A 12,242-nucleotide genomic window follows, 5' to 3' on the forward strand; every position below is an offset into this window, starting at 1 on the left:
TGACCCCGAAAAGTTGCGGACTTTCCGGACAAGATCATGCGACAAACAAACAATCTGGAGCAGAATGGCGGATGCACGCATTCCGCTCCGAACTCAGTGGTGCCCGCCTTCGAGATAGGCGGCGCGCACTTCCGGATTGGCGAGCAGCTCCTTGCCGGTGCCGCTCATCGTCACATTGCCATTGACCATGACGTAGCCGCGCGTGGCGAGCTTGAGCGCGCCGAAGGCGTTCTGCTCGACCAGGAACACGGTCAGCCCCTGGGTGCGGTTCAGTTCGCGGATGGCGTCGAATATCTGCTTGACGATCAGCGGCGCGAGACCCAGCGACGGCTCGTCGAGCAAAAGCAGCTTCGGCCGTGCCATCAGCGCGCGTCCGATCGACAGCATCTGCTGCTCACCGCCCGACAGCGTGCCGCCGCGCTGGGTGATGCGCTCTTTCAACCGCGGGAACAGCGTGAACACCTTCTCGACGTCCTCGTCATAGTGCTTGAGGTTGTCGAGGCTGGCGCCCATCTGCAGGTTTTCCATCACCGTCATGCGCGGAAATATCCGCCGGCCCTCGGGCGACTGGGCAATGCGCATGCGCGCGATCTCGTGCGTCGGCATCTGGGTGATGTCGGTGCCGGCAAAGGTGATGGTGCCGGCGCGAGCGCGCGGCGCGCCGAAAATAGTCATCATCAGCGTCGACTTGCCGGCGCCGTTGGCACCGATCAGCGCCACGATCTCACCTTCCTTCACAGTGACATCGACGCCGTTCAGCGCCCGGATGTTGCCGTAATAGGTCTGCACGCCCTTGATATCGAGCAGCGTTGTCGCGGCCATCATTTACGCCCTCCGCGCGGCTTGGCTGTGGGAGGTTTCGCGGCCGGCTTGGCCTTCACCCGCTCGGACGGCTTTCTGGGCGCGGCATTGGCTCTTGCGTCGACTTGACCCGCCTTTGATGCGCCCTTGGCGACCGTAACCCGCTCACCTGAACTGTGGCCCACCGTGTCGGTCACCGGCCCGGCGAGATAGGACGACGATGTCCCCGGACCATGCGCGGCATCCGGCCCTGTATCGAGCTGTTCGATGACATCTTCGTCGCCGACTTCGGTAAGGACCGCTTCGACTTCCTCGTCGTCGACGCCGAGATAGGCGGCGATGACGCGCGGATCGGTGCGCACCGACTGCGGACTGCCGTCGGAGATCTTGCGGCCGTACTCCAGCACCACGACATGGTCGGAGATCTGCATGACCACCGACATGTCGTGCTCGATCAACAGGATCGAGGTACCGGATGTGTTCTTGATGTCGATCAGCAGCTCGTTCAGCGCCGCCGATTCCTTCGGATTGAGGCCGGCCGCCGGTTCGTCGAGGCACAGAAGCTCGGGTCCCGTGCACATGGCGCGAGCGATCTCGAGGCGGCGCTGCGCGCCATAGGGCAGGTCGCCGGCCGGGTCGTCGGCACGGTCGACAAGATCGGCCTTTTCCAGCCAATGCTTGGCGAGTTCCACCGATTCGGCCGAAGCCTTGCGATAGCCGCTGAAGCCGAACAGGCCGAGGACCGTGTAGCCCGATGCCTTCATCAGTTTGTTGTGCTGGGCGACCAGCAGGTTCTCCAGCAGGGTCATGCCGGAGAACAGGCGGATGTTCTGGAAGGTGCGCGCCACCTTGGCGCGCGCCGGGATCTCATGGTTGGGCAGCCGCTCGAGCAGGAAGGTCGAACCATCGTTCCGGTTGAGCGTGATCATGCCTTCCGACGGCTTGTAAAAGCCGGTGATGCAGTTGAACACCGTGGTTTTGCCGGCGCCGTTAGGGCCGATCAGCGCGGTGATCTCGCCGCGCTTGGCGGCGAAAGACAGATCGCCGATGGCCACAAGGCCACCGAACTTCATCGACAGATGATCGACCTGCAGGATAGCGTCGTTCACGCCGGAATTGGCCTTCTGAACAGGGTTCGCATTCATCAGCCGTGTCCTTCCTTGGTGAAGGAGCTTGAGACAGCCTTTCGCTCCTTGAGGAAGGCGGTTGGTTCACGACTGCCGACGAAGCCGCGCGGCTTCCACAGCATGACGATGACCATGGCCATGCCGAACAGAAGCATGCGGTAGAGTTCCGGTGTGAAGTCCGGCCCGAAGACCTGCTTGAGGAAGTCGAGTTCGCGCAATGCCTCGGTGCCGCCGATCATCACCATTGCGGCGACCGCGATGCCGACCAGCGAACCCATGCCGCCGAGAACGACGATGGCCAGGATGATGGCCGATTCCAGGAAGACGAAGGATTCCGGGCTGACGAAGCCCTGCCGTGCGGCGAAGAACGCGCCGGCGAAGCCGCCGAACATCGCACCCGTGGCGAAGGCTGTGAGCTTCGTGGTGGTGGTGTTGATGCCGAGCGAGCGGCAGGCGATCTCGTCCTCCCGCAACGCTTCCCAGGCACGGCCGACCGGCATGCGCCGCAGCCGGATGGTGACGAAGGCTGTCAGCAGCGCCAACGCCAGGATCAGGTAATAGAGGAAGATCTTGTAGTAGGCGCTCGATGTCGCCAGATGCAGCACCTTGGCGATATAATTGGGGTCCGACACGTTGAAGGTCATCAGGCCGAAGAAGGTGACCTTCGGGATGCCGGAAATACCGGCCGAACCGTTGGTGACCTCGCGCCAGTTGATCAGCACCAGGCGGATGATCTCACCGAAAGCCAAGGTGACGATCGCCAGATAGTCGCCGCGCAGGCGCAGCACCGGGAAGCCGAGCAGCACGCCCCAGAAGGCGGCCATGGCGCCGGCGGCCGGCAAAAGGATCCAGAACGACAGGCCGTACTGCGTGCCGAGCAGCGCATAGGCATAGGCGCCGACCGCGTAGAAGGCGACATAACCGAGGTCGAGCAGGCCGGCGAGGCCGACGACGATGTTCAGGCCCCAGGCCAGCATCACATAGATCAGGATCTGGATGCCGAAATTGTCGACCCATTTCAGCGAGCCTTGCAGCCCGCCGACGAACGACCAGGACATCAGCGACAGGATCGCCACCACCAGGATCGGATAGAGGATCAGCGCGGCAATGCCGAGTTTGGTGAAGTTGGCATGGATGAAGCCCCGGAAATAATAGATCACGCAGGCCAGCACATAGATGACCGCCAAGGCGCGCAGGAATTGCAGATAGCCCGCCGGCTCCGCTCCCACCCATCCGACGAGAGAACTGTTGACCGCAAACAACACCACCGCCGCGACCAAGGCCACGATGAAGGCCGGCAATTGGAAGAAGCGTGACGCCACGCTGGCCGGCAGCAGACCGGTGGCGACGTCGGTGATCTTCTGGTTGGCCAGGAAGGGCTGGCCATAAGCGACATAGAGGAAGCGCCCGATGGCCGTGGCGATCACCACGGCGGCAAGCAGGCCCCAACGCGTCGTCAGGACCAATTCATTGGAAATGTTCTGGCCGGTCTTCAGGCCGATGAACAGCACGAACAGGCCAAACGATATGGCAGCGGCATAAAGTGACTCGCGCAACGCGCGCTGCATAGGCGTGGCGACGGTGTCGCGCTCCGGAGATACGGTGACGGCCATGGTCTCAGACCTTTTCGACTTCTGGCCGGCCCAATATGCCGGAAGGCAGGAAGATCAGCACGATGGCCAGGATCGAGAACGCCGCGACGTCCTTGTAGTCGATCGAGAAATATGCCGACCACATGCTCTCGATGAAACCGATCATCAGCCCGCCAACCACCGCGCCCGGCAGCGAACCAATGCCGCCCAGCACCGCCGCCGTGAAGGCTTTCACGCCGGGCGTAAAGCCATCAGAGAAGGCAATGACGCCGTAATACATCAGGAACAAAGTGCCGGCGACCGCGGCAAGGGCCGCACCCATGATGAAGGTGATCGAGATGGTGCGGTCGACATCGATGCCGAGCAGCGCCGCCATCTTGCGGTCCTGCTCACAGGCCCGTTGCGCTCGCCCGAGCGAGGTCTTGTTGACCAGATACCAGAACAGCGCCAGCAGCAGCGCCGTGACGACGACGATGATGATCTGCTTCAGCGACACGCTGATGCCGTTGATGTTGTAAACCTGGCTGACCATCGGCGGGATCGGCTTGTTGCGGGGACCCTGCGTCACCTGGACGAAGTTCGACACCGCGATCGACATGCCGATGGCAGTGATCAGCGGGGCCAGTCGGAACGAACCGCGCAGCGGCCGGTAGGCGACTTTTTCGATTGTCCAGTTGTAGAGGCTGGTGAGCAGCATCGCCACGATCATCATGATCAGCAGCGCCAGCACAACCGGCACGGAATAGAACAGCGCGCCAAGGGCGAGGAAGACGATCAGAGCCGTGAAGGCACCCACCATGAAGATGTCGCCATGGGCGAAATTGATCATGCCGATGATGCCGTAGACCATCGTGTAGCCGATCGCGATCAGCCCATAGATCGATCCCAGCGTCAGCCCGTTGATAAGCTGCTGGACAAAGTACTGCATGTGTACATGGCTCCCCTGGAATGTCGCCCATGCAGACGCATTCCTTTTCGTATTTCCCCTAGTCGTAAAGTTTCGAGCCCGGATTGCAACGTCATTTTTCAATCGTCATGCGTGTTTTCGAAGCACGCTGTCCGATTGCCCGTTTTCCATCATCCGGCCCCTGGACTATCGCGGACCCTACCATTGGCATAACGCAATGTCTTTGACGATTCGACCGCATCATGCGCTCCGTTTCGAAGAAATCGCCGTCAAAATTAGGTGATGAAAGGAATCGTTGCGTTTTTGGCACGATCCGTTTTTCAAGCCGTCGCTTTCCGCAAGGTCAGGATTCCCATCACTTGACAACAAATCCGTGCGCGAACGGGTCGCGGTCGTCGATGAAGATGGTGTTCAGCCCGGTCATCCGCGCCCAGCCGCCGATAGAGGGAATGATGGCCGGCTTGCCGGCGACGGTGACATCCTTTTCGACCTTGCCCTTGAACAGCGAACCGATGATCGATTCATGGACGAAGCTGTCGCCGGCCTTGAGTTTGCCCTTGGCATGAAGCTGCGCCATGCGCGCCGAGGTGCCGGTGCCGCAGGGCGAGCGGTCGATCGCCTTGTCGCCGTAGAACACGGCATTGCGGGCATCCGCGCCATCCACCGTCGGCGCACCGGTCCACAGCATGTGCGACAGCCGGTTGATGCCCGGGTTCTCGGGATGGACGAAGGAATATTTCTCGTTGAGCCGCTGGCGCACCACCGGGCTCCAGGCGATGAAGTCGCCCGCCGAATAATCGGCCATGTCGCGATAGTTCTTCTGTGGCTCGACGATGGCGTAGAAGTTGCCGCCATAGGCGACATCGACGGTGATTTCGCCGAGCCCGGGGCATTCGACCGTCAGCCCCTCGGCATGGAGGAAGGACGGCACATTGGTGATGCGCACCTCCTCGACATAGTCGCCGACCTGCTTGTATTCAGCGATGACAAGTCCGGCCGGCGTGTCGAGCCGAAGCACGCCCGGCGTCTTCGGCTTGATCAGACCGTGCTCGATCGCCATCGTCACCGTGCCGATCGTGCCATGGCCGCACATCGGCAGGCAGCCGGAGGTTTCGATGAACAGGATGGCGATGTCGCAATCCTCGCGCGTCGGCGGATAGAGGATCGAACCGGACATCACGTCGTGGCCGCGCGGCTCGAACATCAGGCCGGTGCGGATCCAGTCATACTCGGCCAGAAAATGCGCACGCCGCTCCATCATCGTCGCGCCCTGCAGCAGCGGGCCGCCCCCAGCGACCAGCCGCACCGGATTGCCGCAGGTGTGGCCGTCTATGCAGAAGAAGGATTTCTTGGCCATGACGCTCCTCGAAAATCAAAAACACGAAAAAATCAAAATCGTTGCGGACTGAAGGGGGCCAGATCGATCGGCGGAGTCTGCCCCAGGACAAGATCCCTGATCAACCGTCCGGTGGCCGCCGCCTGGGTCAGGCCGAGATGGCCATGGCCGAAGGCATAGACCACCGACCGCTTTCCCGGCGCGCCGCCGATGACGGGCACTGAATCCGGCAGCGAGGGACGGAACCCCATCCATTCGCGCCCGCCCGAGGGATCGAGCCCCGGCAGGAATTTCTGCGCCTTCTGCAGCAGCGCCTTTGACCTGGCATAATTGGGCGGCCGCTCGATGCCGCCGAGCTCGACGGCGCCGCCGACGCGCAGGCCCGTTGCGAGCGGCGTGACGACGAAGCCATGGCCGGAGAAGATCAGCATCCGCTTCACGTCGAAGGCACTCGTCGGCAACGTGGTGTTGTAGCCGCGCTCGGTCTCCAGCGGAATGCGATCGCCGAGTTGCTTCGCCAGCAGATGCGACCATGCGCCTGCTGCGACGACGAGGTGTCGCGCCTGTCTGGTCGTGCCGTCTGCCAATGTCAGCGTCGCACCATCCTGATCCGCCGCGACTTGGCCGATCCGGGCCATCTCAAAGCGGGCACCCTTGCTTTGTGCGTAGGCCCACACCGCCTTGCCCAGCAGTTTCGGGTCGGCGACCGTCTTCCATCCCGGCACGAACGTGCCTTTGATGAAGCGCGGCGACAGCCCCGGCTGCAAGGCGGCCAGCTCCTCGCCCTCGACATGGCGGAAACCGATGCCGAAACGCTCACGCGCCGCCCAGCCGGGCAGCCCGGCCTGGAACTCGGCTTCGCTTTCATAGAGCTCGAGCGAGCCATCCTCGCGCAGCATCGACCGCGTACCGGAGCGATCGAGCAAGCCCATCCACTCCGCCTCGGCGAGCTTCATCATGCCCGCCTGAGCGGCAAGGCTCGCCTCGTATTTCCCCGGCGCACCGGCGCGCCAGAAGCGGATCAGCCAGGGCAGAAGCCTCGGCAGATAGGCGGGCGGAATGCTGAGCGGGCCAAGCGGATCGGCCAGCCATTTCGGCAGCTGCCGGATCATGCCCTTGTGGGCCAGCGGCAGCACATCGGAAAAGGCAAAGGCGGCGGCGTTGCCGGAGCTCGTCTCCTCGCAAATGCCTGTGCGGTCGAAGACGGTGACCCTGCGTCCGGCCTCGGCGAGAGAAGCGGCTGCACAGATGCCGATGATGCCGCCACCGATGATGGCGATGTCCAAGCCTTCTCCCCGTTCACGGGGAGAAGGTGCCCGAAGGGCGGATGAGGGGCGGCGCACCGCTTCTGTCGACTTGGAATTTCCTGACACGTAGGCGCTGCCCCTCATCTGGCTGCCGCCATCTTCTCCCCGTGAACGGGGAGAAGAAAGCCATCAAAATGTCGGCAGCGTCGGCCGAACCGCGAGCGCATCCTTGACGGTCTTCTCGACGGCCTTGCGGCGCTCGCCCGACAGCGGCTGGCGCGGCATGCGAACGCGGTCATTTGTGTTGATCGCGAACACTTCGGCAAGCTTGATGTTTTGGACCAGATAGGTCGAGACATCGAGATCGAGCAGCGGCCGGAACCAGCGGTAGATGGCGAGCGCCTCCTCGCGGCGGCCCTGCTTCATCAGCTGGAATATGGCGACGGTCTCGCGCGGGAAGGCTGTGACCAGTCCCGCAACCCAGCCGATGGCGCCGACCGACAGCGCCTCGAAGGCCAGATTGTCGACGCCGGTGAACAGGTCGTAGCGAGTGCCCAGGCGATTGATGATCTCGGTCGAACGACGGATGTCGTCGGAGGATTCCTTGATCGCGACAAAGCGCCTGTCCGACGCCAGCTCCTCCATCTGGTCGACGCTGACGTCGACGCGGTAGGCAAGCCGGTTGGAGTAGATCATGACCGGCAGGTCGCCCGCCTCGGCGACCGCGCGCAGCGCCGCGACCGTCTCTTCCGCATTGGTGTGGTAGATCGGGCTCGGCACGACCATGAGGCCATTGGCGCCTTCTTTGGCGGCGCGTTTGGCGATGCTGGCCGCCTCGCGTGTGCCGGCCTCGTTGACGGTCAGCAGCACCGGCTTCTTGCCGGCGACCTTCTGTGCGGTCTTCAGCACCTCGATCTTCTCGTCGGGCGACAGCATCGGCCCCTCGCCGAGCGATCCGCAGACGATGATGCCGTCGCAACCGGCCTCCATCTGCAGGCTGAAGCAGCGCTCCATCTCGGCATGATCGAGACGATCATCCGCGGTGAATTTAGTCGTGACGGCGGGAAAAACTCCGGTCCACATGATCATCTCTCCATCTGATATATCAGTGGTATATCTATTAACAAACCCGCTGTCAACGCGGATTCCGTTATGATATATTCAAGATATATCAGGAGAGCGCATTTGATATCCACGGCAGCAAGCACCTCGGCAGAGCCGGCCGCGACCAGGGCCTACCATGTGCTCGAGCACATGATCGTCACGCTCGAACTGGCCCCGGCAAGCTTCGTCACCGAGGGCGCTCTGATCGACAGGCTCGGGCTTGGCAGGACACCGGTGCGCGAGGCGATCCAGCGGCTGGCATGGGAAGGGCTGCTCGACGTCAGGCCACGCGCCGGCATCGCCATCGCCCCGCTCCATCCCGGCGACTGGTTGCGCGTCCTCGATGCACGTCGCGGCGTCGAGGTGGTGCTGGCCCGCTCGGCCGCCCGCTTCGTCACCCGCGAAGCCGCCGACCTGTTTCACGAAGCAGCGCTTGCCATGCAGAAGGCGGTGATCTCGGGTAATGTGCTTGCCTTCATCCAGGCCGACAAGGCACTCGACGAAGCGCTGGCGCTGGCTGCCGACAATCTCTTCGCCGCCCGTCTGGCCGCCCCCTTGCAGACCCACAGCCGCCGCTTCTGGTTCCGCTACAAGGCCGAGACCGGTCTTGCAGAATCCGCCGAGCACCATGTCGCGCTGATCCGCTCGATCCTTGCCGGCGACGAGGAGGCCGCGGCCAAGGATGCCAAACGCCTGATGGCGCTGCTGCGCGGCCACGCCGAGACGGCCGCCACGCGCTGAACGTCCTTTTATATCCGGTGCGCTTTCGTCGCCGGCGCTTCCTCGAAGCTCGGGTCAAGTCCTTGGCAAGGCAGCCGCCGCCATCAACGAACCGTCCCAGCCTTCGCCCGCCGTGATGACGCAACTCTGACCACGCGTGTCGGTGGCAAGAATTGTCCAGGTGCCCCGGTCGGAGACGAATATCTCAAGAATCAGGCTCGGGTTGACCAGGCCGCGCGCCGCCTCGCTTTCGTGGAATTTTTCCCCGAGCGCTTTGATCATATCCGCACGGGCCGCGCATTGCTCCGCCAGCGCCGGGACGGCGGGGAACGCGGAAACCGCCGCGAAAAATAGCGTTGCCACAAGACGGGTCATCTGACACCTCCTTGCGCCAGACGATGTCCCCGAAGCTGTCGCCAGCGCCGTTGCTTGATCTGCCGTACCTCCTTGCGGCAGGACTGCAAACCAAGACGGCAGAACCTACTTGGTTCCATCACATTAGCGTTCAAGCGGATAGGGTCGCGGCCGGATTGCAAAAAAGGCCCGGGCGCGAGCGCCCGGGCCTTAATACAAATCAATTTGTTGTCCGGTCAATTCATCGTCGGGATGACGAATTAGGCACCATCCTTGATGTCCGCCCGCGCGACCGCAGCCGAAGGCGAGGACGCGCAACCAAGAAATCGTCCGGTCAGTTCATCGTCGGTATGACGAATTCGGCACCATCCTTGATGCCCGCCCGCGCGACCGCAGCCGAAGGCGAGGACGCGCAACCAAGAAATCGTCCGGTCAGTTCATCGTCGGGATGACGAATTCGGCACCATCCTTGATGCCGGACGGCCAGCGCGAGGTCACCGTCTTGGTCTTGGTGTAGAAGCGGAACGCGTCCGGGCCGTGCTGGTTGAGATCGCCGAACGAAGATGCCTTCCAGCCGCCGAACGTGTAGTAGGCGATCGGCACCGGGATCGGCACGTTGATGCCCACCATGCCGACCTGGACACGGCTTGCAAAGTCGCGCGCGGCATCGCCGTCACGGGTGAAGATGGCGACGCCATTGCCCATCTCGTGATCGTTGGCGAGCTTGATCGCGCTCTCATAGGTCGGGGCGCGCACAACAGAGAGCACCGGCCCGAAGATCTCTTCCTTGTAGATGCGCATATCGGCGGTCACGTTGTCGAACAGGCAGCCACCCATATAGTAGCCGTCTTCATAGCCCTGCATGGAGAAGCCGCGGCCGTCGACGACCAGCTTGGCGCCTTCCTTGACGCCGGTATCCACGTAGCCCTTGACGCGTTCCAATGCCTGCGCCGTCACCAGCGGGCCGAAATCGGCGGAAGAGTCCGTCGAAGGACCGACCTTCAGGCTCTCGACGCGCGGGATCAGCTTTTCCATCAGCCGGTTGGCGGTATCGTTGCCGACCGGGACGGCGACCGAGATCGCCATGCAGCGCTCGCCGGCCGAGCCGTAGCCGGCGCCGATCAGCGCATCTACGGTCTGGTCCATGTCGGCATCGGGCATGATGATCATGTGGTTCTTGGCACCGCCGAAGCACTGCACGCGTTTGCCGGCGGCTGTGCCGCGCGAATAGATGTAATGGGCGATCGGCGTCGAGCCGACAAAGCCGATGGCCTTGATGTCGGGATCGTCGAGGATGGCGTCGACGACATCCTTGTCGCCATTGACGACATTGAGGATGCCCGCCGGCAGGCCGGCCTCGAGGAACAGTTCGGCAATGCGCATCGGCACGCCCGGATCGCGTTCCGACGGTTTCAGGATGAAGGCGTTGCCGCAGGCGATGGCCGGCGCGATCTTCCACAGCGGGATCATCGCCGGGAAGTTGAACGGCGTGATGCCGGCGACCACGCCGAGCGGCTGGCGCATCGAATAGACGTCGATGCCGGGGCCGGCGCCGTCGGTGAATTCGCCCTTCATCATGTGCGGTGCGCCGATGCAGACCTCGACCACTTCGAGGCCGCGCTGGATGTCTCCCTTGGCATCGGCGATCGTCTTGCCGTGCTCGCGCGCCAGGATGTCGGCCAGTTCGTCATAGTCGCGCGCGACCAGTTCGAGAAACTTCATCAGCACGCGTACGCGGCGCTGCGGGTTGGTCGCGGCCCATTTCGGCTGCGCTGCCTTGGCATTCTCGACCGCCGCGCGCAGTTCCGCCTGCGAGGCCAACGCCACCGTGCCGCGCACCGAGCCGTCCATCGGCTGCATGACATCCTGCTTGCGGCCGCTGGTCCCGGCGACATGCTTGCCGCCAATGAAATGACCATAGTCGATCATGATTTCTCTCCCTTGTTTGTGATGCTGCATTGTCCGCCTTTGGCCGGCGGATGGCAACGCGACGGAGAACGCAACCGTTGTGCGGAGAATAGATAACGATTGACGAGCGAGCATCAATTCCCGCAAATGGTGGGATGCAATTGCTGCCGTGCGGATTGAGAGATTGAGTTCCACCACAGAACGCAGCGTCGATAATTGTCATCTGGACCCTCCCCATGAACTGGGATGACGTCCGCATCTTCCTCGCCGTGGCGCGCGCAGGCCAGATCCTTGGCGCCGCCAAACGGCTGGAGCTCAACCACGCCACCGTCTCACGCCGCATCGCCGCACTCGAGGAAGCGTTGCGGACAAAGCTGTTTCGCCGCTTGACCACCGGCAGCGAGCTGACGCCCGCCGGCGAGCGTTTTCTCGACATTGCCGAGCGCATGGAGGGCGACATGATCGCCGCGCGCTCGACCATTTCAGGTGAAGGCGACGATGTTTCCGGCACGGTGCGCATCGGCGCGCCCGACGGTTTTGGTGTCGCCTTCCTGGCCAAGCGCCTTGGCGTACTAACCGCCCTGCACCGCGAGCTGACGATCCAGCTTGTGCCGGTGCCGCGCTCCTTCTCCCTGTCGCGTCGCGAGGCCGACATCGCCATCACCGTCGAGCGGCCGACCGAAGGCCGGCTGGTGGCAGGAAAGCTGGTCGACTACTCGCTCGGCCTGTTTGCCTCGCGCGCCTATGTCGAGGCGCATGGCTTGCCCAAAACCGCCGCCGAGCTCGGCCAGCACACGCTCATCGGCTACGTACCCGACCTCATCGTCAGTCCCTCGCTCGACTATGCGGGCGAATTCAGCACCGACTGGCGCACCAGCTTCGCCATCTCCTCGGCGCTCGGCCAGGCCGAGGCGGTGCGCTCGGGCGCCGGCATCGGCATCCTGCACACCTTCGTCGCCCGCTCGATGCCGGAATTGGTATCCGTCGATGTGGTCGCGCCGATCCGCCGTGCCTACTGGCTGGTCTATCACGAATCGGTCAGGCCGCTGCGCCGCGTCCAGATCGTCGCCAGCTTCATCACCAAGGTGGTGGAGCGGGAGCGAAACCTGTTTGTCTGATGCATGTCGCCCAAAAATGATCTCGGTT

Annotated in this window: 10 protein-coding genes and 1 pseudogene; 2 read left to right on the top strand and 9 right to left on the bottom strand. The window is 63.1% G+C overall.

Features of this window, described 5'->3' with window-relative positions; all coding sequences use genetic code 11:
* Window positions 1-93: 93 nt before the first annotated feature.
* The 7 genes and pseudogenes from AC0L24_RS19470 to AC0L24_RS19500 all read right to left on the bottom strand — a co-directional run bounded on the left by AC0L24_RS19470 (window position 94) and on the right by AC0L24_RS19500 (window position 8,093).
* Window positions 94-822: an ABC transporter ATP-binding protein gene (locus AC0L24_RS19470; RefSeq protein WP_127296224.1), complete on the bottom strand. Its 729-nt coding sequence runs from the start codon at window positions 820-822 to the stop codon at window positions 94-96.
* 17 nt (window positions 823-839) lie between these two features.
* Window positions 840-1,946 (bottom strand): annotated as a pseudogene (locus tag AC0L24_RS19475) (ABC transporter ATP-binding protein); the annotation flags it as partial.
* The gene (gene livM / locus AC0L24_RS19480) at window positions 1,946-3,541 is read right to left on the bottom strand and encodes a high-affinity branched-chain amino acid ABC transporter permease LivM (RefSeq protein ID WP_127320417.1); all 1,596 of its coding nucleotides are present in this window, start codon (window positions 3,539-3,541) and stop codon (window positions 1,946-1,948) included. The pseudogene AC0L24_RS19475 and the gene livM, both read right to left, overlap by 1 nt.
* 4 nt (window positions 3,542-3,545) lie before the next feature.
* Window positions 3,546-4,448, bottom strand: coding sequence for a branched-chain amino acid ABC transporter permease (locus AC0L24_RS19485; protein ID WP_473564066.1), 903 nt, complete (start codon window positions 4,446-4,448; stop codon window positions 3,546-3,548).
* A 334-nt stretch (window positions 4,449-4,782) separates the two neighbouring features.
* The gene (locus tag AC0L24_RS19490; RefSeq protein WP_127808993.1) at window positions 4,783-5,784 is read right to left on the bottom strand and encodes a 4-hydroxyproline epimerase; all 1,002 of its coding nucleotides are present in this window, start codon (window positions 5,782-5,784) and stop codon (window positions 4,783-4,785) included.
* Window positions 5,785-5,816: 32 nt separating this feature from the next.
* On the bottom strand, window positions 5,817-7,154 hold the full coding sequence (locus tag AC0L24_RS19495; protein ID WP_164873768.1) for an NAD(P)/FAD-dependent oxidoreductase: 1,338 nt from the start codon (window positions 7,152-7,154) through the stop codon (window positions 5,817-5,819).
* 45 nt (window positions 7,155-7,199) lie between these two features.
* On the bottom strand, window positions 7,200-8,093 hold the full coding sequence (locus AC0L24_RS19500) for a dihydrodipicolinate synthase family protein (protein WP_128288057.1): 894 nt from the start codon (window positions 8,091-8,093) through the stop codon (window positions 7,200-7,202).
* Window positions 8,094-8,162: 69 nt separating this feature from the next.
* Here AC0L24_RS19500 and AC0L24_RS19505 point away from each other — a divergent pair, with 69 nt between their 5' ends.
* Window positions 8,163-8,855 carry a GntR family transcriptional regulator gene (locus tag AC0L24_RS19505; protein ID WP_164873767.1) on the top strand — a complete coding sequence of 231 codons (693 nt, stop codon included), beginning with the start codon at window positions 8,163-8,165 and terminating at the stop codon, window positions 8,853-8,855.
* Between the two features lie 54 nt (window positions 8,856-8,909).
* On the opposite strand, the gene AC0L24_RS19510 is transcribed toward AC0L24_RS19505, so the two are convergent.
* Window positions 8,910-9,209, bottom strand: coding sequence for a hypothetical protein (locus tag AC0L24_RS19510; RefSeq protein WP_292681676.1), 300 nt, complete (start codon window positions 9,207-9,209; stop codon window positions 8,910-8,912).
* Window positions 9,210-9,620: 411 nt separating this feature from the next.
* A complete protein-coding gene (locus AC0L24_RS19515) occupies window positions 9,621-11,117 on the bottom strand; it encodes a CoA-acylating methylmalonate-semialdehyde dehydrogenase (protein WP_023811796.1) in 1,497 nt (498 codons plus the stop codon).
* A gap of 215 nt (window positions 11,118-11,332) precedes the next feature.
* Between AC0L24_RS19515 and AC0L24_RS19520 the strand changes: the two genes are divergently transcribed.
* Window positions 11,333-12,214: a LysR family transcriptional regulator gene (locus AC0L24_RS19520; RefSeq protein ID WP_473564067.1), complete on the top strand. Its 882-nt coding sequence runs from the start codon at window positions 11,333-11,335 to the stop codon at window positions 12,212-12,214.
* Window positions 12,215-12,242: the final 28 nt, after the last annotated feature.

The organism is Mesorhizobium sp. WSM4809 (assembly GCF_055811655.1).

Coding starts and splice junctions, on each gene's coding strand:
- AC0L24_RS19470 (WP_127296224.1), bottom strand. CDS start 822: ATGGCCGCGACAACGCTGCTCGATATCAAGGGCGTGCAGACCTATTAC.
- AC0L24_RS19485 (WP_473564066.1), bottom strand. CDS start 4,448: ATGCAGTACTTTGTCCAGCAGCTTATCAACGGGCTGACGCTGGGATCG.
- AC0L24_RS19495 (WP_164873768.1), bottom strand. CDS start 7,154: ATGAGGGGCAGCGCCTACGTGTCAGGAAATTCCAAGTCGACAGAAGCG.
- AC0L24_RS19510 (WP_292681676.1), bottom strand. CDS start 9,209: ATGACCCGTCTTGTGGCAACGCTATTTTTCGCGGCGGTTTCCGCGTTC.
- AC0L24_RS19505 (WP_164873767.1), top strand. CDS start 8,163: ATGATATATTCAAGATATATCAGGAGAGCGCATTTGATATCCACGGCA.
- AC0L24_RS19500 (WP_128288057.1), bottom strand. CDS start 8,093: ATGTGGACCGGAGTTTTTCCCGCCGTCACGACTAAATTCACCGCGGAT.
- AC0L24_RS19515 (WP_023811796.1), bottom strand. CDS start 11,117: ATGATCGACTATGGTCATTTCATTGGCGGCAAGCATGTCGCCGGGACC.
- AC0L24_RS19520 (WP_473564067.1), top strand. CDS start 11,333: ATGAACTGGGATGACGTCCGCATCTTCCTCGCCGTGGCGCGCGCAGGC.
- AC0L24_RS19490 (WP_127808993.1), bottom strand. CDS start 5,784: ATGGCCAAGAAATCCTTCTTCTGCATAGACGGCCACACCTGCGGCAAT.
- livM (WP_127320417.1), bottom strand. CDS start 3,541: ATGGCCGTCACCGTATCTCCGGAGCGCGACACCGTCGCCACGCCTATG.